Source organism: Bacillus sp. FSL L8-0099 (assembly GCF_038006385.1).
GTDB classification, from domain to species: domain Bacteria; phylum Bacillota; class Bacilli; order Bacillales; family Bacillaceae_G; genus Bacillus_A; species Bacillus_A toyonensis.
This window is the reverse complement of record NZ_JBBOVC010000003.1, coordinates 205,989-232,052: the sequence shown is the minus strand read 5'-3', so window position 1 is coordinate 232,052 and position 26,064 is coordinate 205,989. Positions and strand designations below refer to the sequence as shown.

Annotated in this window: 20 protein-coding genes and 7 pseudogenes; 19 read left to right on the top strand and 8 right to left on the bottom strand. The window is 33.1% G+C overall.

Annotated features, from left to right (window positions below; all coding sequences use genetic code 11):
• Nucleotides 1-231, bottom strand: a complete 231-nt coding sequence (locus tag MHH42_RS30335) for a helix-turn-helix domain-containing protein (protein ID WP_000467336.1) — start codon at nt 229-231, stop codon at nt 1-3.
• A 774-nt stretch (nt 232-1,005) separates the two neighbouring features.
• Here MHH42_RS30335 and MHH42_RS30330 point away from each other — a divergent pair.
• Nucleotides 1,006-1,875: a hypothetical protein gene (locus MHH42_RS30330; RefSeq protein ID WP_340895322.1), complete on the top strand. Its 870-nt coding sequence runs from the start codon at nt 1,006-1,008 to the stop codon at nt 1,873-1,875.
• A gap of 98 nt (nt 1,876-1,973) precedes the next feature.
• Nucleotides 1,974-2,108, top strand: a pseudogene (locus MHH42_RS30325) (TasA family protein); the annotation flags it as partial.
• Nucleotides 2,109-2,364: 256 nt separating this feature from the next.
• Here MHH42_RS30325 and MHH42_RS30320 read toward each other — a convergent pair.
• Nucleotides 2,365-2,914 (bottom strand): annotated as a pseudogene (locus MHH42_RS30320) (transposase); the annotation flags it as partial.
• Between the two features lie 302 nt (nt 2,915-3,216).
• Between MHH42_RS30320 and MHH42_RS30315 the strand changes: the two are divergent.
• The 4 genes and pseudogenes from MHH42_RS30315 to MHH42_RS30300 all read left to right on the top strand — a co-directional run bounded on the left by MHH42_RS30315 (nt 3,217) and on the right by MHH42_RS30300 (nt 7,564).
• Entirely contained in the window at nt 3,217-4,110 is an 894-nt protein-coding gene (locus MHH42_RS30315) for a helix-turn-helix domain-containing protein (protein WP_340895320.1), read from the top strand.
• Nucleotides 4,111-4,841: 731 nt separating this feature from the next.
• Nucleotides 4,842-5,731, top strand: a pseudogene (locus tag MHH42_RS30310) (helix-turn-helix domain-containing protein).
• A 497-nt stretch (nt 5,732-6,228) separates the two neighbouring features.
• Entirely contained in the window at nt 6,229-7,011 is a 783-nt protein-coding gene (locus MHH42_RS30305; protein ID WP_340895419.1) for a putative protein N(5)-glutamine methyltransferase, read from the top strand.
• A 454-nt stretch (nt 7,012-7,465) separates the two neighbouring features.
• On the top strand, nt 7,466-7,564 hold the full coding sequence (locus MHH42_RS30300) for a YjcZ family sporulation protein (RefSeq protein ID WP_098133055.1): 99 nt from the start codon (nt 7,466-7,468) through the stop codon (nt 7,562-7,564).
• Between the two features lie 160 nt (nt 7,565-7,724).
• Here the strand turns inward: MHH42_RS30300 and MHH42_RS30295 are convergent, their stop codons facing one another.
• Nucleotides 7,725-8,135 (bottom strand): hypothetical protein, encoded by a 411-nt coding sequence (locus MHH42_RS30295; protein WP_340895316.1) that lies wholly within the window; start codon nt 8,133-8,135, stop codon nt 7,725-7,727.
• Between the two features lie 780 nt (nt 8,136-8,915).
• Between MHH42_RS30295 and MHH42_RS30290 the strand changes: the two genes are divergently transcribed.
• The 3 genes from MHH42_RS30290 to hfq (MHH42_RS30280) all read left to right on the top strand — a co-directional run bounded on the left by MHH42_RS30290 (nt 8,916) and on the right by hfq (MHH42_RS30280) (nt 11,172).
• The gene (locus MHH42_RS30290; RefSeq protein ID WP_340895313.1) at nt 8,916-10,178 is read left to right on the top strand and encodes an MFS transporter; all 1,263 of its coding nucleotides are present in this window, start codon (nt 8,916-8,918) and stop codon (nt 10,176-10,178) included.
• Between the two features lie 447 nt (nt 10,179-10,625).
• Nucleotides 10,626-10,961, top strand: a complete 336-nt coding sequence (locus MHH42_RS30285; RefSeq protein ID WP_070174328.1) for a transposase — start codon at nt 10,626-10,628, stop codon at nt 10,959-10,961.
• Between the two features lie 22 nt (nt 10,962-10,983).
• Complete coding sequence (hfq, locus tag MHH42_RS30280; protein ID WP_070144224.1) at nt 10,984-11,172, top strand: RNA chaperone Hfq; 189 nt, start codon at nt 10,984-10,986, stop codon at nt 11,170-11,172.
• 657 nt (nt 11,173-11,829) lie between these two features.
• On the opposite strand, the gene MHH42_RS30275 is transcribed toward hfq (MHH42_RS30280), so the two are convergent.
• The 3 genes and pseudogenes from MHH42_RS30275 to MHH42_RS30265 all read right to left on the bottom strand — a co-directional run.
• Complete coding sequence (locus MHH42_RS30275) at nt 11,830-12,549, bottom strand: MOSC domain-containing protein (protein ID WP_340895307.1); 720 nt, start codon at nt 12,547-12,549, stop codon at nt 11,830-11,832.
• A gap of 433 nt (nt 12,550-12,982) precedes the next feature.
• A pseudogene (locus tag MHH42_RS30270) lies at nt 12,983-13,639 on the bottom strand (transposase); the annotation flags it as partial.
• 20 nt (nt 13,640-13,659) lie between these two features.
• Nucleotides 13,660-13,964: pseudogene (locus MHH42_RS30265) on the bottom strand (DDE-type integrase/transposase/recombinase); the annotation flags it as partial.
• 139 nt (nt 13,965-14,103) lie between these two features.
• Here MHH42_RS30265 and colA point away from each other — a divergent pair.
• On the top strand, nt 14,104-17,010 hold the full coding sequence (gene colA / locus MHH42_RS30260; protein ID WP_340895305.1) for a collagenase ColA: 2,907 nt from the start codon (nt 14,104-14,106) through the stop codon (nt 17,008-17,010).
• 122 nt (nt 17,011-17,132) lie between these two features.
• Here colA and MHH42_RS30255 read toward each other — a convergent pair.
• Nucleotides 17,133-17,246: pseudogene (locus MHH42_RS30255) on the bottom strand (IS6 family transposase); the annotation flags it as partial.
• A gap of 211 nt (nt 17,247-17,457) precedes the next feature.
• The gene (gene tnpB, locus MHH42_RS30250; RefSeq protein WP_340895303.1) at nt 17,458-18,579 is read right to left on the bottom strand and encodes an IS200/IS605 family element RNA-guided endonuclease TnpB; all 1,122 of its coding nucleotides are present in this window, start codon (nt 18,577-18,579) and stop codon (nt 17,458-17,460) included.
• 163 nt (nt 18,580-18,742) lie between these two features.
• Here tnpB and MHH42_RS30245 point away from each other — a divergent pair.
• The 9 genes and pseudogenes from MHH42_RS30245 to MHH42_RS30205 form a co-directional block, all read left to right on the top strand.
• A pseudogene (locus tag MHH42_RS30245) lies at nt 18,743-18,970 on the top strand (IS4 family transposase); the annotation flags it as partial.
• Between the two features lie 384 nt (nt 18,971-19,354).
• Nucleotides 19,355-19,954 (top strand): undecaprenyl-diphosphatase, encoded by a 600-nt coding sequence (locus MHH42_RS30240; protein WP_340895300.1) that lies wholly within the window; start codon nt 19,355-19,357, stop codon nt 19,952-19,954.
• A 386-nt stretch (nt 19,955-20,340) separates the two neighbouring features.
• Nucleotides 20,341-21,303 carry a helix-turn-helix transcriptional regulator gene (locus tag MHH42_RS30235; protein ID WP_340895297.1) on the top strand — a complete coding sequence of 321 codons (963 nt, stop codon included), beginning with the start codon at nt 20,341-20,343 and terminating at the stop codon, nt 21,301-21,303.
• A gap of 74 nt (nt 21,304-21,377) precedes the next feature.
• Nucleotides 21,378-22,010 (top strand): type 1 glutamine amidotransferase family protein, encoded by a 633-nt coding sequence (locus MHH42_RS30230; RefSeq protein ID WP_340895296.1) that lies wholly within the window; start codon nt 21,378-21,380, stop codon nt 22,008-22,010.
• Nucleotides 22,011-22,525: 515 nt separating this feature from the next.
• A complete protein-coding gene (locus tag MHH42_RS30225; protein WP_340895294.1) occupies nt 22,526-22,804 on the top strand; it encodes an AbrB/MazE/SpoVT family DNA-binding domain-containing protein in 279 nt (92 codons plus the stop codon).
• Nucleotides 22,805-23,051: 247 nt separating this feature from the next.
• Nucleotides 23,052-23,387 carry a transposase gene (locus MHH42_RS30220; protein ID WP_262717009.1) on the top strand — a complete coding sequence of 112 codons (336 nt, stop codon included), beginning with the start codon at nt 23,052-23,054 and terminating at the stop codon, nt 23,385-23,387.
• Between the two features lie 28 nt (nt 23,388-23,415).
• Nucleotides 23,416-23,604 (top strand): RNA chaperone Hfq, encoded by a 189-nt coding sequence (hfq, locus tag MHH42_RS30215; RefSeq protein ID WP_340895287.1) that lies wholly within the window; start codon nt 23,416-23,418, stop codon nt 23,602-23,604.
• 133 nt (nt 23,605-23,737) lie between these two features.
• Complete coding sequence (locus MHH42_RS30210) at nt 23,738-24,967, top strand: NAD(P)/FAD-dependent oxidoreductase (RefSeq protein WP_340895285.1); 1,230 nt, start codon at nt 23,738-23,740, stop codon at nt 24,965-24,967.
• 549 nt (nt 24,968-25,516) lie between these two features.
• Nucleotides 25,517-25,888, top strand: a complete 372-nt coding sequence (locus MHH42_RS30205) for an NUDIX domain-containing protein (RefSeq protein ID WP_340895284.1) — start codon at nt 25,517-25,519, stop codon at nt 25,886-25,888.
• Nucleotides 25,889-26,064: the final 176 nt, after the last annotated feature.

The window sequence follows — 26,064 nt, the reverse complement described above, 5'->3', positions numbered from 1 at the left end:
TTAAGCATTTATGTCCCAAAAATCATGATAATCAATACGTTTATCAAATTTCCTTAGTGTTTTAATGATTTTAGTTGCGGATGTTAAGGTAGGAATTCGATCCTTCTTATTTGCTAAATCACTTATTAAAGATTTACTTAATCCGGTTCGTTGTACTAACCATTGTTGTTTAATCCCTCTACGGTCTAAATATTCACCAAATGGAGTTCTTTTTTTTCCTAACCCAAACATCGGAATCCCCCCTAATTAAGCTTGTGGTAATAATAACTTGTCCAAATTTCCATAAATCTAAACTTTTGTTCATAAATATGGAATTATAATTTTAAATAAAGCATAGAATAATATAAAGAAAATCTAAAAAATGTGTAATATTTTTGAAGAATGTAGCATTCATAGTAATAGCTACAAGTTGCTGATACACTATCCTAATGGCAACTTGTTGCAAAGGGTATTCCTATAAATTTAAAAGCTTGAACCTATTGACACACAAGGGTTTAGGCTTTTTTTTATTTATGGAGCAATGAAAACAAGTTTAATAAATTAAGAGATATCATATTGTTGAGTCGTCGAATATTGAAGAATTAAATTAATAATTTCACGTATCATAATGATAATAAAAAAATATATTCTAAATGGTTGTATAACACGAAACAAAAGGTTCATGATAAGAATAAACGTTCTGTTTATGGAGGATGAAACAATGTTTTATTACTCCAAATGTATGAATCGAATGATTTTTTGCATAGACCTTTGTTCATTTTGTGCCAGTTGTGCATGTGTAAATGTGAACTTGTACAAATGTCCACGTGTCCACATGTGCAAATACAGTAGCTATTTTTTGAAGAGGGCTATCGTATAGGGGTAAAGCCGATTCTTGAAACACTGGTAATTTCATATATAGATATACACCAAACATCTTAAACTGTGTCCAAAATGCATAAGGGGATAAAAAATGTATAAAACTGAAATGATGGTGAGCATTCTAATTATAAAGGAGTGTTCATTATGATAAATGACGAGTTAAACTGGCAGAAAATATTAAAAATAGGAGCTAGTTCTTTGGGTTCTTCAATAGGTACAGCAATAATAAGCGAAATGTTTCCATCAGAAGATAGTGCTCAAGAAGCGGTGAAACAAGCAGTAGAAGAAATTTGTGATAGGGTTAAAAAAATAATTGACCAAGACTTTTTAGATCACTATGTAGCTAATTGTGACAGTATTGCGAGACGTCTTCAGGGCTATCCAGAGAGCAGTGATGTAAATATTTTACACGGCATATATGACGATGGTTCAGATTTAGTATCAGATTTAGTACGTTTTGAAACGTTTGAAAGTATAACAGCCCTTGTTTACATTTGTACTTTGCATCTAACTGACATAAAAGCTCTTAGTGAAATTGACTCTGGGTATAAAGCTACTTTAAGTCGTTGTGGGGATGAGTATGCTGCTTTATGTGAACCACGTGGTGACAAATTAGTTTACTTTACAAATGTAAGTGTAGGCGATGCAATGTATGCTAATAGTGGCCTCTACGATATGATTACAGCTCCTACTACTTCTAATTCTTATCCTACACTCAAATACAGGTTTAATTTTGTAGATGAATGGGATGAGAATTTAGACACAAAGGTTCATATATATGATTCTAATCCTATATCACTAACAGATCCACTATGGTACACAGAATCTCTAGGTATCCCACGATATAGATTAACCGAAGCTGGTAGAAATTTTTCATCTATTCAAAGGCTCTATTTGAGTGCTAAAGATGAGATAATCTCACAGAGAGATACTTTCTTAAATGATAGGTTAGAAATTACAAATAATATGCGTGAAAATATTCGCAAGGCATGTGATGAGTGGCGAAATCTTTAAATTCATAAGTGAAACGAGAAATGAATTCCGACGTTTCTATGCTCCTTAACACACATTTAGGCATCTATTAAAAAGTACAATTTCTTTTGGATTGGGATCCTGGGAAAATGGATTGGTTTTGGATAAAGTTTGTATTTGAAGACAACGGCACAGATCAGAACGTGTTCCAAGGGGATAGTATTGCGCTAAAAATGGAGTTTCAAGCCAATCAAACAGATGGACAAGAAAGATAAATTTAACAGCATGTTACTGGTAAAAAGTAAAACTGAGCTTATGCCTTTTAATTATTTAAAAAATTGTAGGTTATTTAAAATAAAACACAAAAAGAACTTGTAGGAATCCCTACAAGTTCTTTTTTAGATAATGCAAAAAAGGTGAAACAAACTATCTCATAATTTGAATCGGAGCAAACACTCTAACTACGGGTTGCCTTCATTATATACCAAATCTTAAAATGTGAAGGTATAATATTTAAAAATTATGTGAATTCAGAGAGAGAAAATAGTCTTTAATCATATATATGTCTTTATACTCACTAAGCTCTCGTTTTTTCTTTATGAGGAGCAATTGGCGTATTTGAAACATGTTAGAAGAACAGAATAGAATGGCAATCAATTGACCATATAAATGACATTCCAATCGTTCTGATTTTATCTTTTTACAATGATGAATTTAAAAGAATGAATTCCACGTTTTCAATAAAATTTCGATTTACCAACACAAAAAAATACCAGTCATGTACCTGTCTCATTGGGACAATATCTGTAGGGGTATTTGTTATATATACATTGATATCACTGGGGCGTTTACTACGAGGAGAATACTTCATTCCTTTCTTTTTTTCTCTTATAGCTTGATCTTGTAATCGTTTTTGTTGCTTTTGTTGTGTTAATCGATGAACAATTACACGAGCTGGCCCTTTATCAATCATTCCTACATAAGCATCAGCTATTACGCATGTTTGTCCTGGTTGAAGGGAGTTCATTAACGTTTCCATATCTAACTGTATATACTCTGTACCTTTCTTAATTCTTCCATCAAAGGTAGTAGGTACTCTTAGGTTGATGGCGATATGATGATTCCCATCAATGAACAAAATAATGTAACATGGTAAAATAATATTCGGATGGGAGTCCAATACATATTATAAAAATAAAGTGGTTCAAGTCGGAGGAAGGCACCTTAGGGTGTCTTTTCTTTATGCATTAAAAAGCCTCAACATTTTATAGAAACTGTAAGTCCTTGAAAATAAACAATAATTGCAAGTATATTAATTTTACATTATATTTAAGATTAGCGAATATTCGTATACTAATAAAGTGCTAAATAGTAGGTGAAAAAATGGAATTTTACGATTTGGGTATTACCATTAAAGAAATTAGAATTAAAAAAAACATATCACAATCCGAATTATGTCATGGAATATGCTCACAAAGTCAAATTAGCAAAATAGAAAAAGGTATGATTTATCCATCTAGCATATTGTTGTATCAATTATCTGAACGGCTTGGTATTGATCCAAATAATATATTTGCATTAACTCAAAACAAGAAATTAAAATACGTAAAAAATGTAAAATACGTAATGAGAGATTGCGCAAAGCAAAAACAATATAAAGAACTTTATGAAATAGTAAAACAAGAAAAAAAACAAAATAATTTTCAATCAAAAGAAGATAAACAATTTCTAATATGGCATGAAGCAATTGCTATATTTGAGGTAAATAGATCAACAAAAACTGCTTTAACTCTTTTAAATCATGCATTAAAACTAACTTTAACCAATTCTGATTTTTTATCAGAAAGAGAAATAGATATTATGAAGACAATGGCTATATTTTATGCAGAACACAAAGAATATGAAAAAAGTATTAAAATATTAAGAAGATGTTTAACCAATTTTAATAAGTTAGATTTTCCTAGAGATAAAGAAATTAAATTAAAAATCATTTTAAATTTAGCAAAATTTTTGGACCTCACATATCAACATGAAGAGGCAATAAAATACCTTGATAAGGGCATCAAATTAGCTATTAATCTAGACACTTTATACCTACTAGGTGAACTATACTATTTAAAAAGTCAGTATTTATTAAAGATTAAACAACATAATGAAGAAGATGTTGTTAATAACATGAAAAAAGCATTATTTATATTTGAACTAAGAGAAAAAGAACATTATATACAAATGATTAAAGATGAACTTATTGAAATACAGAATAAAAAACACTCATAATTTCGTAAAAACTACTTACAAAGCCCACAGGAAAAACCCCTATAGTTTTTAAACTTAGAACTATATTATTAAAATTAAAGTCGTTCAAGTCGGAGGAAGGCACTTTGGGGTGTCTTTTCTTTATTTCTCAATATAAGAACTTTAAGGATATGCTATTATTTAAATACAAATTCCCTTTTGTGCACTGAGATAGTAATACCCAATAAAAAAGCCCACCTATTTCCGTAGGTGGGCCTTGTCTTTATTACACAATATCAAAGTATACTCTCTTTTTCTCATAAACTTTATGTAATTATACATATTCGTAAAAATTACACTAAATAAATATTACATGTAATAAAATATAAATCGTGGACACGTTCTATAAAGCAGATTCTTTTGAAAGACGTAACATATCAATCACTATAGAACATGTGGCGTCACTCTAATATTGATCTCAAATCTCTTATATTTTGTGAACTAACAATCTGGTATATATAGACGATTCTGTTTTATAGGATGTGTTTACACGTATAACAAAGGGATAATACGGATAAGTTTATACTAAATGAACGTGGTTCAAGTCGGAGGAAGGCACCTTTGGGTGCCTTTTCTTTATGCATAAAAAACTCATCTTCCTATAGAAAGGATAAGGCCTTTATAACAAAGAACAATTGCAACTACATTAAATTTACATTACATTAAGGTTAGAGAATATTGTACTAATAAAGCGCTAAATAGTAGGGGGAAAAATAGAATTTAACGATTTGGGTATTACCATTCAAGAACTTAGAATTAAAAAAAATATATCACAATCCGAATTATGTCATGAAATATGTTCACAAAGTCAAATTAGCAAGATAGAAAAAGGTATGATTTATCCATCTAGCATATTGTTTTATCAACTATCTGAAAGACTTGGTGTTGATCCAAATAATATATTTGCACTAACTCAAAACAAGAAATTAAAATATACAGAAAACGTAAAATACGTAATGAGGGATTGCATAAGGCAACATCAATATAAAGAGCTTTATGAAATAGTAACAAGAGAAAAATACACAAATAATTTTCAAACAAAAGAAGATAAACAATTTCTAATATGGCATGAAGCAATTGCTATATATTGTGTGAATAACTCAACAAAAGTGGCTTTAACTCTTTTAAATAATGCATTAAAACTAACTTTAACCAATATTGATTTTTTATCAGAGAGAGAAATAGATATTCTACATACAATGGCTATACTTCATGCAGAAAATAAAGAATACAAAAAAAGTATTAATATCCTTAAAAGATGTTTAACTAATTTTAACAAATTAGATTTTCCTAGAAATAAAGAAATTAAATTGAAAATCATTTATAATTTAGCTAAAAATTTAAGTTACACATATCAATACGAAGAGGCAATAAAATACATTGATAAGGGTATCCAATTAGCTATTAATCTAAATACTTTTTACTTATTGGGTGAACTATACTATGGAAAAGGTTCGAATTTATTAAAGCTTAAACAATCTAATGAAGAAGATGTTGCTAATAACATGAAAAAATCGTTATTTATATTTGAATTAACAAAAAACGAAAAAAATTACAAATAATTAAAGAAGAATATTTCGAAAACAAAAATAACCACTCATAATTTCTTAAAAACTACTTATAAAGCTCATAGAAAAAATCCCAATAGTTTTTAAACTTAGAACTATATTATTAAAATTAAAGTGGTTCAAGTCGGAGAAAGGCACCTTTGGGTGTCTTTTCTTTTGTGCATTAAAAAGGTATCGACAGCGTTCCATAGAAAAAACAAGCTAAGAGTATGCAAGGTTTTATACAGTTTTTCGACGAACCCAGTAACAAACGAGAACTTTAAAACCGCTCCAGGATAGGAATGTATAAAAAAATGCATAGATCCATAGAACAATAAAAGGAGGTTCCCTTGTGAAAGTAGGGATTCCTCCTTGTCCTTGCTACCAATAATGAGAAGTTATGTCAATCACACATGTATATGATATACATCTTCCTTATTTAAATATAAGGCCGTTGGGACAGGGTTTCTCCAATTTTTAAAGAACTATTAATAATAAACTTAACAAGGTATCAAGGGTGGTGAAATAAATAGAAAAGCAAATTAATTTTTATATAGATACCGAAATAGAGAAATGTATAATAACCAGGCTTCGGACTGCCGGTTGTGTTTTTGCAGAAGATGAGGCACAGTTACTTATCTCAGAGGCACAAACACCGGAAATACTCGCCGACATGGTGGAACAACGAACAGCCGGTTTTCCCTTGGAACACATCATCGGTTGGGCAGATTTCTGCGGTATTCGGATAGCAGTGGAACCAGGAGTCTTCGTACCTCGCCGCCGTACCGAGTTTCTCGTTCAACAGACAGCTTACCTTGCTATGCCAGGAGCCATTATAGTTGATTTATGCTGCGGTACGGGTGCGGTAGGTGCCGCGCTGGCCACAGTTCTGGGAGGGATTGAGTTGTATGCGGTCGACATAGACCCAGTCTCAGTGCGATGTGCCCGTCGCAATATTAATTGGGCCAGTGGTAACGTGTACAAAGGTGATCTCTACCATCCACTTCCAACTAAAATCCGTGGGTGCGTCCACATCTTGGTTGCAAACGCACCCTATGTACCTACCGAAGCAATTAAGCTGTTACCTCAGGAAGCCCGCAAACATGAGGCAAGGGTGGCACTCGACGGTGGAGCGGAAGGACTGGACGTCCAGCGACGGATAGTTACTGAGGCACTACTCTGGCTGGCACCCGGCGGTCATCTACTTGTCGAGACTAGTCAACGACAGACGTTGCAAACCGTTGAGATATTTGCTCAAAACGGGCTAATCCCACAGGTGAAAAATTGCGATGAACTGGATGCTACTGTTGTAATCGGAACCAGACCATCTCTTTAGAATGAATACGGACAAGCTAGACGTTACCACAAATAAAAGCCTAAGAATCTATGAATTCATGAGCTTTTATTTATACTTCTGATAACGATAATTATGTAAATAAGCTGCCCATATGGACAGCTTATTGTATTTTTTGCTTAGCGTGGTTTTTCATCTCTTCTTATTAATCTTGGCAGAATAATATTTATAGCAAGAATGGATAGTAAGTACTTTTAGGTAAATGGCGATATGATGATACCCCTCAATGAACAAAAAAATTTAACATGGTAAAATAATATTGGGATGGGAATCCAATACATATTATTAAAATTAAAGTGGTTCAAGTCAGAGGAAGGCGCCTTAGGGTGTCTTTTCTTTATTTTCAAAAGGACCTGCAAAAACATAAAGTATATTAAATCCGCTAAAATACATGCGTACACCCTTGTTTTCTCTTCTTATTAAAGGAGGATCTATTATGGGATTTGGTGGTAGTTGCGGCGAAGGCTGCGGTTTTGCTTTACTCGTTGTACTCTTTATACTATTAATCATTATCGGATGCAGTTGCTTCTGCTAAAAAACTATTGGAAAAGACACTCTCATATGGTTGTCTTTTCATTATGCATTAAAAAACCCACCTATTTCCGTAGGCGGGTTTTATGTGATTTTGCATTTGTACATTATTATATTATACCAAGAATTCTTAATCCTCAAGCTTCCTGATGGTTCAATTTATATTAGTCTAAAGTACGAGCAGCTGCATAGAATGATCCAGAGCCACCATTTCTGTGAGTAACTTTAAGCTTATATTTACCTTTTGAAAGAGTATTGTACGTATTTGTAAAACCCTTTCCTGCTGCTAACGATCCTTCACCAATAACATTCCCTTTTGAGTCTTTTAAAGACCAGTTAAGCGTGCCTTTAGTATTGTTTGTCATATGAACTCTCATATCCGCTTTTTTTACATGCTCGAATGATACTTCTCTTTCTCCATTTATCAAACTGAAATCATCTTTAAGTATTTGGGTGCGTTGGATAATTGGTGCTGAATTTTTATTATTATCTACACCTTCTGTACTTGCTGATGCAATTCCTCCAGTTAATGCGATACCAGTTACTAATGTTCCTACTACTAATTTCTTGAACATAATAAATCCCCCTTTAATAGTTTTATAGCTTCGCCTTAAATGTATCACTTTTGCTATATTTGTAAATATTTTGAATTTGTATAAATATTTATTTAAATATTGTTAATATTGGTAATATACTTTATAAAGTGGAAAATAAAGGTATTTCTGATGATATGTAATAATGCATGTTCATTCGGCAAAAGGATGTGGTAAACTCTAACCACCTGTTCTATTTTTTTCAGTTATCTTATAAACCTTACTTCTTATCTACCCAATTGTGGGGACGCCTTATGGCGTCTTTTTTTTATAAGAAAACCCCCAAGCATTCATACACTTGAGGGCTTATCAATTGAAAGGTAGAACTGTTTGGAATTCCTTAAACTATGAACAAAGTGGGATTACTCCTAAACGGGGTCTCGCCAACTAAACGCGAATTTCGTACGCTAAGGAATTTCTAAGTTAAAAACTGTTTTTTTCCGTACGTTAACAAAGTTCCATAAACGACATTTAATGTTTGTTATGGAACTTTGTTTTTAGTAATGAGTTTTAGAACTGGTTTTTGACCGTATTTCTTTCAGTTTTGTTAGAACTAAATAGAGTTCCTTAAACGGTCGTTTTTGTTACAAAGGTTAACTTAGCACAAATAGGCACTTACACCAAAATGAATAATTGGGTAAAAGAAGGAATACTTTTGTATTTTAAAGAATTTTGTACGTATTAAATATTTAATACGTAAGGGGCTCACTGCCAATTAATATAAGTTTTACTACCAAAAAAGGAGGTAAATTAGAGTCGATAATGAAGAAAGAAACAAACTTTAACTCATCGTTGAAACCGAATGCACAAAACAGAAATCTAGTTTCAAAAATTATATATTTTCCTAGTACCTACGTGATTTTTATTTTTGGTTTACTGATTTCCAGGATGGGTGATTCCCTTTATACGTTTGCTCTCCCTTGGATTGCCTATAAGTTAACTGGATCAGCAATAATTATGGGTTCACTTTTTGCTATCAGTGTGTTACCTATTGTTTTATTTGGTCCAATCGTAGGGGTAATAGTGGATCGTTTTGATCGACGAAAATTAATGTGGGTTGCTGATTTAGGATGTATTATTTTAGTATCCTTAATTCCTATCCTGTATAACTTAAGCTTACTTCAACTCTGGCATTTATATGTTGTTTCTTTTATTTTAGCCGTACTATCGATGTTATTTGACGTAGCAACTATTACAGTAATTCCACGAATCGCAGGTCAATCGCTAACAAAGGCCAATTCCGCATACCAAATGGTTAATCAAATTGCTAGTTTAGCGGGACCGGCATTAGCAGGTATTATAATTGCTACAATAGGTGGGATTAATGCTCTCTGGATAAATGCTATCTCTTTTATAGCTACTTTAGTTGCTGTATTACTATTACCGAAATTAGAAAAGAAGAAACCCATAGATAGAGCAAGAACACTATTGCAAACTATAAGGAATGATATGAAAGAAGGGCTTAAATGGTTAATGAATGATCGTCTTAACCTTGCTTTATCTCTTCAAGCAATGGTGGGAAACTTTGGCGCTAGTGCTATATTAGGTGGGCTTATGTATTATTTGCTTTCTACATTAAATCTATCTGCTGAGGAAAGTGGGATTAATTATACTCTAATCGGAGTAGGTGGCCTTTTAGGAAGTATCATTGTTATTCCACTTGAACGACGCTTTCGAAGGGGAACCCTTATTCCAACCCTTCTTGGTGTGGGAGCAATTGGATTGACTTATGCAATATGGAGTGAATATTGGCTTGCACCGGGCATTTCATTTGGTATTGCTATGATTTGTAATATCGCCTGGAATACTATTGTAGCATCTGTCCGACAGGAAACAGTCCCCACCGATATGCAGGGAAGAGTTTTAGGGTTTTCACGTGTACTTACTCGTTTAGCTATGCCATTAGGAGCACTAGTAGGGGGATTAATTTCCGATTTTAATCCGGTTGCAATATTTATTTTGGCATCAACTACAAAGGTCATTGAAGTTATTATCGCGCTTACTAGTCCCATTCGTAAATTATGAGCAAAAGTGCTTCTTCATTAATGGCTTTCTTACTAATTAAAAAACTAATAATGTGTGATGAATCTCTGATTGTCCTTTTCAGGAATAGAATATTCAAGATATTTCATTACATAAAATATCTTAATATGAACTTATATCATTCGATTGGAGATAATCCAAATAGCTAACTAAGCAAAAAGCCGATTTCCTAAGCGTGCAGGAAATTGGCTTTTTCTATGTGAAAAATCACTTAGCGTACGAAATTCGCGTTTAGTTGGCAAGACCTCAATTAATCCGCTCAATGGATTCTGTCTCGTCTGTTTTTGATACTATTTTATGTGAAATGGAGATATTATTTTGATTTCGGATAGATTTCTTGTGAAATATGTACCTAGAGCCGTATTTTAATTTAAATGTGATACGATAGTTGTATATATGCATTTAGATGGTAAAAGGGGATGAGTGTTGATGAAAAACCATATAAAAGTAAATGGAAAACTCCTTCAGACAAATAAAAAGTGGTCACATCTCCGGCAAAAACAAAAAGATCATATTTCTAATTGGTTGCGTAGGGAATACATACAGTTTGTAAGAACCCATCATCGAAAACCTAAAAAATACGAGCATGATGAGATTCTTCATGCAGTGATGAATCAAATACAGGAACGTGAAATTTGGATTCCATATAGTGAAGTGAAAAAATACTATGTAAGCAAAATAGGAATATGGTTTAGAAAAATAGAAGGTGAATGGGAAATACAAATAGATAACAATGAGATGCAGCAAGTATTAAAAGAAAAGTAAATACCAAAAGGGGGCGCATTTCATGTATAACTTACAAGAAGATATGTATGAACAATTGAAAGAGAAAAAAGGGGAAGTTACTGTATTTTTACAGAATGGCGTTCCAATACGTGGGCAGATTCTTGCAACGGATAAATTTACCGTTCTTATGATGGTTCATGGTAAGCAACAACTGGTTTACAAACAAGCAATTTCCACTATTATCAAGTAATTCTTTTTCCTTCGAGTGGAGAGGCAAATACAAAAAAAGAAGATTGATCTCAATCTTCTTTAAAGTGAAGGAATAGATGACAGATTACTACTTCAACTTCAAATCAATTATAATTAAGTATGTAATAATGTTCAAGTCATTCGAAATTTTCTCAATTTATTTGTATTATTTTTAAATTATAATATAAGTAATTCTTTTTATTATTATATATTTGTTCTTTCCTGTTGCAGAATCCTTAAGCTATTAAGGATTCCTTTTTTTGTATCTAAAATCCACAAATAAAAAGATAAGATCCGGGAACACGATCTTATCTTCAGCACAAGGAGTAAACAAAAGGATAACCATCATATTTTTATTATAATTTACTTTTTGTTAATTTTGAATATTAAAACCATAATTAACAAGTATATTAATATTGAGAAATATACTACAAAATTAGCTAAAAATGATTCAAAACTCCAATGTAAACTTTTATACTTTAGTTTATTTTCAAATACCCTTAAACATTGAATTTATCAAAATTTACCCATTCCCCTCGAAAACTAATAGAAAAGTATACATTCAAAACACTATAAATAAAGGCACTAAAACTTGTGTAAAGAAAAAATAAAAGCTAGACCAATGCTAGCTTATTTACATAAATTTCGTTGTCGGCAGTTATTTTAATACGATAGAATCTCCAATATTCACTTTTCCTGGTTTTATAACTGATGCATAAACTCCAAAATGATTATTTCTTTTTTGTACAATAGTTTTTAAGAGAGTTGTTTCCAATGTTAATGTGTTAGGATCAATAGTAATAATCATGCAGCGTTCACAGTGTCTTACTATTTCTAGTTCTACTTCTCCTATACGTATACATTTTCCAAACCATGTATCTTCTGCAAAAGGAATATTTTCATATAATGAGAATATCAAGTTTGGACGAAACCTCCTATGGTTCACATCTTGTCCCCATAAGTTGCTCATTTTTTTTAATGATGTATCAGTTACAATTAATACATGTTCTTCTTCAATTGCACCTAAGGGTACTTGCTGGGGTGAATATTGTATACCTTCAATTTGACGATTTGATTTTTGTTCTAATTCTTTAAGTAACTCTTGATCTCCCCACTTGTATATTTTTCCTTCAGGAGAAATAATTTTGATTGGTGGATATATATCTAAAGATTCTTCTCCTATAAAACTCGCCGTATAACCAATCATCTCAGGAAGTTGTGTTGCGGTTAAATACTTTCCTGGTCTTGTTTCATCTAAAAAAGCATGGCTTCTATCCCCATATAAACCATAAGATGCAATGTAAGTTTGTTGAACATTTTCTCCGCGAAATGATTTTATTGGATGTCTTACAATTTCTTTTAGTTCTCCAATTATCATATCCCTACTCCTTTTTTATCTAATTTTGTATTTTAATTATATATTAAATTGGAAGTAGTTACCTTATGAATATCGTATACACGCAAGGTTAACATAACGGCTCATTATCGGTAGCAAGGAAAAATAGGGCCCCTTTCTCTCACAAGGGAAATTCCTTTTTTGTTTCATGGGTCTATGCATTTTTCTATACATTCTTATCCTGGTGGGGTTTTAGGGTTCTCGTTTGTTATTGGATTAGCCAAAAAGATGTATAAAACCTTGCATGCTCTTAGCATTGGTATTTTCTGAAATGCTGCCGGGACCCCATCGCTATCAACCTAAGCTCATACAACGTCAATTATAGTAAAGGTTGATTCTTTTTTCTAAAGGCTAGGTGTAGGGAATTGAAAGATTTGCATACAAAATAAACCTTAATGGGTTTCATTTTTTTGATTTAAGCCGCTTGATTATTAGACATGGTACAATTGTAAACGACACCTAATATATCAAAGACTGTTTTCTTCTCATACCTATGAGATTTTCGCCCGTTTTGCTGTAGGAGGTTGAACAAGCGAATTAGAATCTTTGATAGCTCTTGGGTGTCTTTCTGTATAGCTTGGAAAAGAAGAAGGAAGTAATCTTTAATCATATATATGGCCTTATATTCACTCAGTTCTCGTTTCTTTTTTATAAGAAGTAATTGCCGCATTTGAAACATGGTAGAAGAACAGAGTAGAATGGCAACCAGTTGACCATAAAAATGGCATTCTAATCGTTCTCGTTTTATCTTTTTACAATGATGAATATGAAAGAATGATTTCCATATTTTAAAGACAATCGCTATTTGCCAACGTAAAGTATATAACTCATGTAGCCGTTCTATCGGAACCCATTCCCAAGGTATATTCGTCACGTACACGTTTAATCCCGCTATCATTTTACTTTTCTCTGAGTACGTTCTATTTTTAGATTTTTCTTTTTCAGCGATCTTTGCTCGTCGTTTTTGAAGTTGCTTATCTGTTAATCGATTAAAAATAACGCGTGCAAACAGTTGTTGTTTATCACCAATATACGCATGTTTTAATTCAAGTGTTTGACTGTACAATGAGTTGTACGTTTATAAAAACCTTATTCTTTTAATTTATTAAATGCGCAAAGTAATGTCGGCGCCTTGTCTGTAGTGAGAATCGTTGGTTCTCCAAAATGTTTTAATAATCTTTTCATGAAGGCATAGGCAGCCTGATAATCTCGCTTTTTACGAAGTTAAATATCCAATGTGTGTCCATCTTTATCAATTGCACGATAGAGATAACGTCACGCTCCTTTAACTTTGATATAAGTCTCATCCCATGCCAAGATAAGCGGGCAGATTTATTTTTCACTTTTCAAATTTGATAGATGAGATTGCCATATTCATGAACCCATCGCATGTTTGTACATTTTCAGGGGATTTAACCAAATGATACAAACTACATGCTTAGAAAGATGAAAAGACATGCAATATTGCATAGTACATTGTTTTAAGTGTATAAAATGTTATTCTTTTGGATGGATTAAATGAACGGAGGAAATGTTATGAACAAGAAATCAAAATTCACTCAAATGATGGTCGGTATTAGTACAGTGGCCTTATCATTTGGAAGTATTCAAACACAAGTATCAGCGGAAGAAAAAACACCTTATAAGGTGTCACAAGTGAAACCAACTGGGATAGAAACTTCAAAAGATGAACTTGCACATTCTACAAAAGCAGATGAAACATTGTCTTATGAAGAACGTTTAGAAGTAAACGATTTTTCTCAACGTCCAGCTCCAGCCGTGAAACAAGCGGCGCCAAAACAATATCAGCAAAAGTATTCTTTAGCAGAGCTAAATAGAATGAGTAATGACGAATTTATCGATACATTGGGAAGTATTAGTGGGAATCAAATCACAGATTTAGATCAATTTAATCAAGAAACAAAAGCGTTTTATCAAAATAAAGAGCGAATCCAGCTTATTATTGATGAATTAGTTCGTCGTGGAAGCACATTTACAAAAGATGATACAAAAGGGATTGAGACGTTTGTTGAAGTATTACGTTCCGTATCTTATGTAGGCTTTAATAATAAAGAGGTAAATTATTTATATGAGCGAAGCTTCCAGGATAAATGTTTACCAGCATTAAAAGCAATTGCAAAAAATCCGAATTTTAAACTGGGTACAGATAAACAGGATGCAATGGTAGTTGCATACGGTAAATTAATTAGAAACGCTTCTTGTGATGCTGAAACTGTTCAATATGCAGCAAATATATTAAAACAATATAACGATAATATTTCTACATATATAAGTGAACAGAATAAAGGGGCCGTCGTGTATCAGCTTATCCAAGGGATTGATGATGATGTGCAGTCTTACTTGCTTGATACACGTAAAAAAGCGAATGAAACAATATGGTATGGGAAAATTGATGGCTTCATAAATGAAATCAGTCGAATGGCTCTTCTGAATCATGTAACAGCAGAGAATAAATGGTTAATTAATAATGGTGTTTATTATACTGGTCGTTTCGGGAAATTCCATAGTATCCCAAATGAACCTTTAGAAGTACTTACACAAGCAACGAACATGTACCCGCGTTTAAGTGAAGCTTATTTTAATGCGGTAGAACAAATTTCAACAAACTATGGTGGAAAAGATTATTATGGAAATACAATAGATTTAAAGAAAATACGTGAAGAAGGGCAAAAGCAGTACTTACCAAAAACCTATACATTCGATGACGGTGCTATTGTATTTAAAACAGGAGATAAAGTAACGGAAGAAAAAGTTAAGAGACTATATTGGGCTACTAAAGAAGTAAAAGCACAATATCATCGTGTAATTGGAAAAGATGGAGCGTTAGAACCAGGGAAAGCTGATGATGTACTGACAATCGTGATTTATAATAATCCAGATGAATATAAACGAAATAGCCAACTATATGGATATGACACGAATAATGGTGGAATTTATATTGAAGGAATTGGAACGTTCTTTACATTTGAGCGTACATCAGAGCAAAGTCGTTATAGTTTGGAAGAATTGTTCCGTCATGAATTTACACACTATTTACAGGGAAGATACGAGGTTCCAGGATCATGGGGACAAGGAGAAATGTATCGAAATGAACGCTTGACTTGGTTTGAAGAAGGAAATGCAGAATTTTTTGCGGGATCTACTCGTACGAATAATGTTGTTCCGCGCAAAAGTGTAATTAGTGGATTATCATCTGATCCTGCGAAACGTTATACAGCACAACGAACATTATTTTCGAAATATGGCGATGGAGTAGGAAACGAAAAATGGGACTTTTATAATTATTCTTTCGCACTGCAGTCTTACTTATATACTCATCAATTTGAAACGTTCGATAAGATTCAAGATTTAATTCGCGCAAATGATGTGAATGGTTATGATGCATATCGTGAAGCTTTAAGTAAGGATCCAAATTTAAATAAAGGATACCAAGACTATATGAAGCAGTTAATTGATAATCAGGGTACATATAAGACACCACAAGTATCAGATGATTATTTAGCTGAACATGCACCAAAACCACTAGCTGATGTAAAGAAAGACATTACAGATGTAGCAAAAATAAAAGATGCAACGATTACAAAGCATAATTCTCAATTCTTTAATACGTTTACATTAGAGGGAACATATACAGGCGGTGTAACAAAAGGAGAATCTGAGGATTGGAAAGCGATGAGCAAGCAAATCAATCAATCTTTAGAACAGTTAGCGCAAAAAGAATGGAGCGGCTACAAAACAGTTACAGCGTATTTTGTTAATTATCGTGTGAATGAGAACAATCAATTTGAATACGATGCTGTATTCCATGGTGTTGCAACAGGGGAAGAAGAAAAACAGGCGATTAAAGTAAATATGAATGGACCGTATAATGAGATATTGAATGAAAAAGTTGAGTTTCATAGCGATGGTACAGAATGCACAGACATAAAAATTGTGTTTTATCTCTGGGATTTTGGGGATGGTACAACAAGTACAGAAGCAAATCCTACTCATGTATATGATAAAGAAGGAACATATACTGCAAAGCTAACAGTGAAAGATAATAAAGGAAAAGTGGGCAGAGGAAAAACAACGGTTACCGTGAAAAAGGATGAGCCAGCAGGCCATAACTATCAAGAGGCAAAGGTACTTAGTTTTAATAAGCTTTCAAAAGGAAATATGGATAAATCTAATATGGCGTATATGTACACATTCAATGTCACATCTCCAAAAGAAGTAGATATTTCTGTTATAGATGAACAAGGAATTGGGATAAACTGGGATGTATATCATGAATCTGATCTAGGAAATCCTGTTATTACTGGTCAAGCGGATGGAAATAATATAAAAGGGAAATTTGAAGCGAAACCTGGGAAGTATTACTTAGTTTCATTTTTTGATCAGGAAAATAGAAAAGGAACATATTCATTATTAGTAAAATAAATCTATTTCTAATTTATGTGTAACTTTAATTTTTTAGGGGGAGCCTGTCACTATGGCTCCTTCTGTGGTTCTGTTGCAAAGTTTGAAAAAACACAAGCTTGTTTACAAAATATAGTTATAATTTAAGCGGTTCGGAATAACTCCCGTAATTCTTTATACGTCGGAAAAGAGAAGTCTGGAATGTGACTTCTCTTTTGTTTATATACAGTATGAATCGTTTCGATTTCTTTAAGGGTTTCTTTGCCCATCCCCCGAAAAGGGGTGTTAATAAAAAATATTCCATATAAGGTGTAGATTTATTTAGGCTTCAGCCTTATTTGTTCGATTTGTAACAAAAACGAAAGTTTATGTTACATTCTTTCTTCTTAAATTTTGAACTACCCCCACTTTCACTTCGTTTAGAAGAGGGGGATTCCTAAGTAAAGAGTTCTATCGAACTCTAATTTATTAGGCTATCTCCACAGTCCTTGCGGTTAGAAGCCTTATCGCTTCATTCTTTAGATTGATACTTGCGTTAATATCCCTATCATGGTGTGTAAGGCAAGAAGGGCAGTCCCATTTACGTAGGTTTAGATTTTTAACGTCTTTGTTTTGATATCCACAACAAGAACATAATTGGGTGGAAGCAAATGTTTTCGATACGACAATGATTTGTTTGCCGTACCATTTTGCCTTATATTCCAACATAGTTCGAAATTGAGACCACGATACCTCACTAATGGCTTTTGCTAACTTATGATTCTTTAACATATTCGATACTTGCAAATCCTCTATACCGATAACATCGTGGTTTTTGATGATTTCAGTTGAGACTTTGTCTAAATAATCTTTTCTAGCATTCGTCATGTATTCATGAATTTTAGCTACTTTTACTCGTTGTTTATTCCAGCAAGAAGATCCTTTCATTCTTCTAGAAAGAACACGCTGTGCTTTCGCCAACTTTTCTTCTAATGACCGAAAAAACTTCGGATTTTTATAGATTGTTCCATCTGACAAAATGGCAAAATCTTTTAGTCCCACATCCATTCCAATGTAAGAATTTGTTTTCGGAAGTTCTTGTACTTCTGTTTCAACTAACAATGACACAAAGTATTTACCAGAAGGGTTCCGTCGAACCGTAGCATTTACAATACGTCCCTTTACTTCACGACTTTTAGCAAATCGAACAAGACCTAGTTTTGGCAATTTTATTTTGTTTCCTACAACGGCAATGTTTTCATTTGTTTGTTTTGTGGTATAAGATTGCACGTTGTTTTTCTTAGATTTGAAACGCGGGGCATTGTTTTGTTTTTTGAAAAGGCGTGTATAAGCATCCGCAAGGTTGCGAACAGACGACTGAATCGCAATACTATCCACTTCTTTTAGCCAAACAAACTCTTTCTTCATGGCAGGAAGTTTGGCAGAGCATGTACCATATGTCAAACCTTTTCCTGTTTCTTTGTATGCATTATCCCATAGAGATAGGAAATGATTGAATACAAAACGAGAACAGCCAATCGTTTTATTGATTAGGGTCGCTTGTGCTTTATTTGGATAGATACGAAATTTATATGCTTTATTAATCATCATTCGTTTCACCCCCATTTCGATATGTGTCTACTATACAACAAACGTACATTCGATAGATAGTAAAGTAACAGTTTATGTATGTCGAACAATTAAGATGGCTTCCTGCCATCTCTTGTTCAAAGCCAATTCATCTCCCACCTACTCACTTCGCGTTCCTTGAGGAAGACGAGAACTGAGTGAATATAAGGCCATATATATGATTAAAGATTACTTTTTTCTTCTTTTCCAATCGATACAAAAAGACACCGAAGAGCTATCAAAGGTGTTACTTCGCCTGTTCAACCTCCTACAGCAAAACGGGAGAAAATCTCATCGATATGAGAAGAAAACAGTCTTTGATATATTAGGTGTCATTTACAATTGTACCATGTTTGATAATCAAGCGGCTTAAATCAAAAAATTGAAACCCATTAGGGTTTATTTCGTATGCAAATCTTTAAATTCCCTACACGTAGCTTTTAAAAAAAGAAACAACCTCTACTATAATTAACGTTGTATGGGCTTAGCTTGATAGCGATGGGGTAGCACCAACAAAGCGTAAATTTCGTACGCTAATAGATAATCGACTTCTTACTGTTAAGTTATCTGTAGCGCTCTTTCTCGTAATTCACCATGTTTCCCAAAGAAAATAGCGAAAGGCAAGGCGATGAATACATTTACAAAATGACGAGAAAAATGACAAAACTGTAAGAATGCACGAATGTTTGTAAGAAAGTTCGATGTTTTCTTTTTTCTTTTTTTATTATAGTGAAAAAGAAGAAGGAGGAATTTGAAAATGTCTTTTTCTCAATTCAATATTGATATTTTTCAAGTAATTAATGATTTAGGTAAACAATATTCATCCCTAAATTCAGCCATGATATTTTTGGCAGAATATATGGTATATATTCTTGGTTTAATTATTATAGCTTATTGGTTTACCGGGTCTAGAAAAAGTAGGATGATGGTTATTCAAGCGATGGTTGCTTTTGTGATTGCTGAGATGATTGGAAAAATAGCAGGGAAATTTCATTTGAATTATCAACCGTTTGCAGTATTGCCTGATGTTAATAAACTTGTCGACCATGCTGTAGATAATTCATTTCCTAGTGACCATACGATTCTCTTTTTTTCGATTTGTTTTTCATTTTGGCTTGTTCGTAAAAAGACTGGATGGTTATGGCTTATACTTGCATTTTGTGTAGCGATCTCTCGTATTTGGGTAGGAGTTCATTATCCTTTTGATGTTGTAATAGGGGCTTTAATAGGGTGTGTTTCAGCATTATTTTCGTATTGGTTAGTACCGAAATTTTCTTTTATTAAGCAATTGCTTACTCTATATGAAAGAGTAGAGAAACATGTTTTACCATCCAAAAACAAATCAAAGGGATTTTGAGGATTGAATTAAAAAGTCATGAAAAATATAAGTATGTTTTTTTTGAGATTGATGATCCTACCAAAGTAGCCGCAGATATTAGAAAACATATAAAAGATTTGTAAGTATTGACCTATCAATATATTACTTTCGCTAACGAGAATTATGTAAATAAGCTGTCCATATGGACAGCTTATTGTATGTTTTTGCTTAGAGTGGTTTTTTTCAAAAATGCTGGTGGTACTCCTATTAGGGGTAGCGCCAGGAAGATGCGGATTTACAACGCTAAGCCTATTATGTCTAGGACCTCATTATATAGAAAGCTATCGGAAAGGAACAGTTGATGAGTTATACCAAAAATCGAAAATATATAATAGAAAATAAATTTCATATAGAGGTGGAATTATATGCCTAAAATTGACAATATGTTAGCAATTCTATGGATGCTTCGTTCAGGTGAAAAAATTACTGCAAAACAAATTTCAGAAAAGTTAGAGATGAATATAAGGACTGTGTATCGTTATATTGATACACTTTCAACAAGTGGCGTACCTATAATTTCAGAACCAGGACATAACGGTGGATACACTTTATTGAACAATTTTATTGAGGCTCCTCTTTTTTTTGATTTTGAGGAGCAAACTTCACTATTTCACGCTGCTGTTTTTGCAGAAGAAGCCGGATATTATGGAGGTGAAGCACTAAATAGGGCCATTTCAAAACTAAGTAAATACTCAAATCAAGAGCAGGAAACAAAGATAAACCAACATTTAACTAGTCTTGAAGTAATAAGTCGATTAAGTTCACTCTCTATGGAACCTTTTTTGAATGAGTTGGAGCAGGCCGTAGCTGACGGGTACCCAGTAAAAATTCTTTACTATAAAAGTGGCGAAAAGCAATTAAATTATAGATTGGTCGATCCGTACAGAATTATCTATTGGAATAATAAGTGGTATGTGATTGGATTTTGTCATCTTAGGAATGATATCCGTAGTTTTAGAGTAGATCGAATTGAAAGTCTAATGCTAACCGAAAATAAGTTTAACCGGCCAGAAAATTTTTCAGCACGTGACTTTTTTATAAAAAACCTTCTTCCAACTATAGAAGATAAAGAAGGGATTATTTCTTTGGTTATTAATGGGGATAAAAGTGTATTGGCTGATATTTGCCAACATTGGTTTTTAGGACATTATTTACAAGAACGGACTTCAAATCAAGCAGTTTTTCTTCTTGAAAAAGATATAATACATACATATGTACCTTATTTACTTTTACCGTACAATAAATCTATTAAAGTTATTGAGCCAATAAGCCTTAAGAAAAGACTTGTTGAAGTTCTGTCGGAATTAATAAAATTTCATCAAGTATGATAACTTCCCTGACGTTAACTGTCAGGGAAGTTATATTATAATAGCTATATCAATTGTGATTGGAGTGTTATTGGATGCAAACAAAAAAAGCTTTTCTATATGTATTTAATACAATGTCGGACTGGGAATATGGATATTTAATTGCTGAACTAAACTCAGGAAGATATTTCAAAAAAGATTTAGTACCTTTAAAAGTAATTACAGTAGGAGCTAATAAAGAAATGATTACTACTATGGGAGGACTGAGCATAAAACCAGATATTTCCCTTGATGAATGTACTTTTGAGAGTAAAGATCTTTTGATTTTACCAGGAGGGACTACTTGGAGTGAAGAAATTCATCAACCTATCTTGGAAAGAATTGGCCAAGCTTTAAAGCTTGGCACTATTGTTGCTGCAATTTGTGGTGCAACTGATGCCCTCGCGAATATGGGATACTTGGATACTAGAAAGCATACAAGTAATAACTTAGAATATACTAAAATGGTATGTCCTAACTATAAAGGAGAAAAGTTTTATGAGTTGGGATCTGCGGTATCTGATGCGAATTTAGTTACTGCATCAGGAATAGCTCCTCTGGAATTTGCAATGGAGGTACTGAAAAAAATAGATGTATTTACACCAGATGCATTACATTCATGGTATAACCTAAATAAGACTCATAAACCTGAATACTTCTTCCAGTTAATGAATTCAATAAATAAATGAAGTAACTGAAAAGCTCAATTTCTCTATTTTGATTTGTAGAGAAGTTGGGCTTTTTAATTTGGAATTTCCTTATCGTTGTAAATCCGCATTTTCTTGACGCTACCCCATTAATGGAGGAATGAAGAATGAAGATTGCTGTATCGGAATGGAAAGCATTGAAAAAAGAAACAAAGTTAAAGCTATTGCGTTATGCGATGTTAGAAAGCAAATATAAATATGCAAAATAAAAGCTCTTCATTTGCAAGAAGCAAACAAAGAGCAAAAGTCTGAGTTACCATCTGGGAAAGAAATTGGCAGGTTTCTTTCCTCTATATTTTAACATATTAAAAGCTGTAGAGAAAAGGGGCATATAGAATGAGAGAAGGTCATATTTCCTTTCAGCAAAGGTGTAAAGAATTTCTTGTTATGATTGTCTGTTTTTGGTTCATTATGTTTCTCATGTATGGTGAAAGCCTGTTACAATAGTAAAGAATAACTTGGGTACAAATTGATAATGAAATGGGGAAATATGCTGGATGAAAGCAACCGGAGTAACTAGAAAAGTGGATGAATTAGGGCGTATAGTAATTCCAAAGGAACTTAGAAATACGCTTGGGATTAAAGAAAAATCACCATTAGAGATTTTTGTAGAAGGGGAAGACATCATTTTACAGAGGTATCAGCCTGGTCATGTTTGTGCATTAACAGGAGAAGTGTCAAATCGTAACATAGCATTTGCAAAGGGTAAGATCTCATTAAGTCCAGAAGGTGCAGAACTATTAATAAAAGAAATAGAACAGTACCTTGTCAAATAAGTGCTCCTTTCAAGGGGCTTTTTTTATGGTTAACATAATAATTTCACGTACCGTAATGATTAAAAGAACTAAAACAATACAATAATAGTCTACATTTAATCTTGTATAGACTTAATCAGCTAAATGGAGAATGTATTGTATATTTTGGATAGATTTCTTGCGAAATATGTACCTAGAGCAGTATTTTGATTTAAATGTGATACGATAGTGATATATTCGTTTTGCTAGTAAAAGGGGATGGGTGTCGATGAAAAACCACATAAAAGTAAATGGAAAAATCCTTCAAACAAATAAAAAATGGTCACATCTCAAGCAAAGACAAAGACAACATATTTCTAATTGGTTACGTAGAGAATATACACAGTTTGTAAAAACACATTATAGAAAACCTAGAAAGTATGAACATGATGAGATTCTTCATGAAGTGATGAACCAAATACAGGAACGTGAAATTTGGATTCCTAATGGTGAAGTAAAAAGATATTATCTAAGCAAAATAGGAAAATGGTTTAGAAAAATAGAAAGTGAATGGGAATCACAAATATCCAACAGTGAAAACCAGCAGGTATTAGAAGAAAAGTAAATACAAAGAAACCAGGGGGGCGCATTTCATGTTTAATTTACAAGAAGATATGTATGAACAATTGAAAGAAAAAAAAGGGGAAGTTACTGTATTTTTAATGAATGGCGTTCCAATACGTGGGCAGATCCTTGCAACAGATAAATTTACCGTCCTAATGATGATTCATGGTAAACAACAATTAATCTACAAACAAGCAATCTCTACACTTGCTATATAAAAAATGATTGTATTATATAAAAGGAGAGGGATATATTGATTTTTTTATTTCGATTTGACATAAAGGATGCTGGAATGGATTTTATCTTAAACGAAAAAATAGCTGAAGATATACTTGAAAATGGAGTGATACGATGAATAAGACGTATGATGTCATCATTACCGGTGCTAGATGTGCCGGCTCTACCCTGGCAATTTATCTTGCTAAGGCAGGTTTCCATGTGTTGTTAGTGGACCGAGCGAATTTTCCAAGGGACACATTATCAACCCATACCTTTTTCAATAATACTGTCGCTCTTCTTCGAGAAACCGGTGTCCTGGACAAGTTATTGGAAACAAAAGCACCGCCGGTACGGGATATTAAATTTCAATTTGAGGATACCGTGATAGAAGGTCTCATCCCTGAGGTTTACGGAGAGGAAAGTTGTTATTGTATTAGAAGAACTTATCTCGATCATATTCTACTTGAACAAGCCAAATCCCAAATGAATGTAACTGTTTTAGAAGGATTTCGTGTGACGGATGTCATCCGTGATGACGAAACAGTGATAGGCGTGAAAGGTTTAGACGGCGACAACGAGAAACAAGAATTTTTAGCTCGCCTGGTAGTCGGGGCAGACGGCCGATCCTCTATTATTCGCAAGCTGGTAAAAAGTGAACTCAAAATAAGTATTCCGGCAACAGTCGGCATCTATTTCGGGTATTTCTCTGGATTTCGCCACGATAATGTCCCTAAATTTGAAGTATACAAGATAAAAGATAACACAGCCATTCTCTTTCCGACGAATGATGATTTATATGTAATTGTCGGCATTTTCCCATTAGAAAATAAGGAATTGGTAGAACGGTTGAAATTAAATCCGGAAAGCTGTCTACGCAATTTCTTTACAGATAACTTTCCGAATACAACAATTGGGGCGCGCTTGAAAAATGCAGAACTAGTAGAACCGGTCAAAGGCATTCTCGGATATGATAATTACTGGTATAAAGGAATGGGAAAAGGATGGGCGTTGGTTGGAGATGCAGTTTGTTTTAAAGATCCTGGCATGGCGCAGGGTATCCATGATGCTATATGTGGAGCACGTATATTATCCAATATTCTATCAAAATATAAGGGACAATCCGATCAATCAAATCAAATGTCTGAAGAATATCAAAAGGCAATAGAAGATGAGTTTATGGTTCGGTTTCACATGGGATGCCAAATTTCGAAGAATGAACGCATATCTGAACAACAGGATGCTGTCAACAAGCTAATCAGTTCCCATCCAGAGGCTATAGAGAAGTTTTTAGGGATTTACAATTATGCAAACGAGCCCGCTGCTTTAGAAAAAGAACTCGCACGAATTATGCAATCGATCTAGGGTGTTTTTGTATCTAAAATCTACAAATAAAAAGATAAGATCCGGGAACAGGATCTTATCTTTAGCACAAGGAGTAAACAAAAGGATAACCATCATATTATCATTATAATTTATTTTTTGTTAATTTTGAATATTATAACCGTAATTAACAAGTATATCTATATTGAGAAATTTATTACAAAATTAGTTATAAAATGATTCAAAACTCCAATGTAAACTTTTATCCAGAAGTTTACATTCAAATCACTGAAAACGTTCGTTTTCGGAACAGAAAATTCATTTGTATAATTTTCCTTTTAGAAAATAAAAAATAGTGTATGTAGTCAAGCGGAACATTCAACTTGCTACATGTTTTAATAGATAAATTTATTATAGAAGGTAATTTGACAGCTCCCCATTTATATAGTATTTTTTATCTTCTAAATTATTGAAAGTGTAAGGGAGAACAAATATGACATATCCAATCAGAGTAAGAACAAGCGCATTAATCATTAAAAATAACAATGTTTTATTAGTCGAGTTTAATGACAAGAATGATTACATTACAACTTGCCAGGTGGTGGGGTTGAACAAGGGGAAACTTTAATTCAAGCTGTCAAAAGAGAGGCATTAGAAGAAGCTTCCGTTCAAATTAATGTGGGACAAGTAGCTTTTCTATATGAATATGCACCTTTTAAAAATAACGAGAAGTATGGAACAGTGCATTCGCTAACAACGATTTTTGAATGTGAGTTGAAAGAAGGCGAAACGCCTTGTATTTCAGATAACCCTGACGAAAATCAAACAGGTGTCAAATGGGTACCACTCGATGAATTACAGAATATCATTTTATATCCTAATATTCGTAGCGAAATCCAAACATACATAAATAACAAACGAAGCATTAAGCTTATAGCAGAACAACAATTAGAAGGGTATTAATAAAATTATGGAGTAAGTTCGTATTTTGCGGATTTGGGAGTAAACAACTTTATTATTAATTTAAAAATCCATTTTCTATGACACAACTAGATTTTCAAACAATTTTAAACGCATTTTGCTATTTAAATAGACAGAGGGCTACTATATTTTTGGGGTTAAAATCAAATAACTATATT